2 protein-coding genes are annotated in these 1,384 nt (G+C 60.0%); one reads left to right on the top strand and one right to left on the bottom strand.

The window, feature by feature from the left end:
• Positions 1-261: hypothetical protein (locus D2K64_RS25850; RefSeq protein ID WP_238384401.1), on the top strand; the 261-nt coding region annotated here is incomplete at its 5' end.
• Between the two features lie 128 nt (positions 262-389).
• On the opposite strand, the gene D2K64_RS23590 is transcribed toward D2K64_RS25850, so the two are convergent.
• Positions 390-1,109: a response regulator transcription factor gene (locus tag D2K64_RS23590; RefSeq protein WP_120010853.1), complete on the bottom strand. Its 720-nt coding sequence runs from the start codon at positions 1,107-1,109 to the stop codon at positions 390-392.
• Positions 1,110-1,384 lie beyond the last annotated feature (275 nt).

The following is a 1,384-nucleotide window of genomic DNA, read 5'->3' as shown; positions in this document are numbered from 1 at the left end:
CCATCGCCATTGCCCCCGTTGACCCGCGACAGTGAATCAGCTTCGCGCCTCAGCCGCGAGGTTTTTCGAAGTGTCCAGGCGGCTCCTGCCGCCGTCAAAGAGATGCGGCGGTTGCCGTTTGATCACCAAACAACGTCGCAATGTCCACCGGACACCAGACCGCAGATCCAGCCGCCACTACCAACCCTTGTCTCAAACATCATCCTCGACTGCATTCAAGGCTTCTGGAGGTGCCCAGGTGTCGCCATTCTGATCCTGTGAATATTCTGGAACGAGAGATTCATGCCACAGCGTCTTCGTGGCGGATCGGAGCACCGCTCCGACGAGATGCTGTGCGGTGGCTATCTCCGTTATCTTAACGTACCGCAGCTTTTCTAGCGGCAACGCCATCAACGGCCGGCGGCCTCGAATATAGTCGCGTCCAGCTTATAGCCACCATGCTCAGTCAGCAGCAGCCGCGGCTGGCCCGGATCGGCCTCGACTTTCTGGCGCAGCCGGTAAATATGAGTCTCCAGCGTATGAGTGGAGACGGCGCTGCTATAACCCCAGACTTCGTTCAACAGGGTCTGGCGCGGCGCGACCTTGCCGCCGGCACGGTAGAGATATTTCAGAATGCCGGTTTCCTTGGCCGTCAGCCGCACCTTACGGTTGCGGTTCGTCTCCTGCAGCAGACGCATGCTGGGGCGAAAGACGAAGGGACCGATGAGGAAGGTGGCGTCCTCGGAGTTGTCGAATACCCGCAGCTGTGCCCGCACCCGGGCCAGCAACTCCGGCAGGCGGTATGGCTTCGCCAAGTAGTCATTGGCGCCGGCATCAAGGCCGCGGATCACGTCCTGCTCGGCATCGGCACCGGTGACCATGATTACCGGCATACGCCGCCCCTCACGGCGCAGCTTGGCGCAGAATTCCCGTCCATCCGCATCCGGAAGTCCGACATCGAGCAAGATCGCGTCGTAGCGGGCGCCCTCACTGGATAACTTGTCCTCGGCCTCAGCCGCGCTCTGCGCCTCATCGGCTCTGAACTCGCCGCCGAGCAGGATCTGCTCGGCCAAGGTGGCACGCAGCACTGCATCATCCTCGACGATGAGAATTTGGCGGAGGGCGGACATCGTGGTCTCCAGGAAAAGGGGAAGGGCGTCACTACCGCTCCCGAGTTTATCTACGGGGTTGATCAGGACGCGCAAAAATTACTCAAAGGTGAGTTTGTGCCGAGATTCTTACGCTTCTGGAATTCAGCAGCGCTATGACATGAGCGTGCTACCGGCCACACTGCGGTTCGCTGTTATGCCTGCTCATGACAGGTTTCTGGTCTAGTGTCCTGATTCCGTAGTTCCTCCGATCGTCTGGGAGCGAAGGCAGAAGCGCTGGATGGCGGCGAGAATGT

Source organism: Teichococcus vastitatis (genome assembly GCF_003604215.1).
GTDB lineage: Bacteria > Pseudomonadota > Alphaproteobacteria > Acetobacterales > Acetobacteraceae > Pseudoroseomonas > Pseudoroseomonas vastitatis.
This window is presented reverse-complemented; position numbering and strand designations above follow the sequence as displayed.

What these genes read in the sequence shown, in the direction of transcription:
- D2K64_RS23590 (WP_120010853.1), bottom strand. Translation starts at nt 1,109, where the DNA reads ATGTCCGCCCTCCGCCAAATTCTCATCGTCGAGGATGATGCAGTGCTG.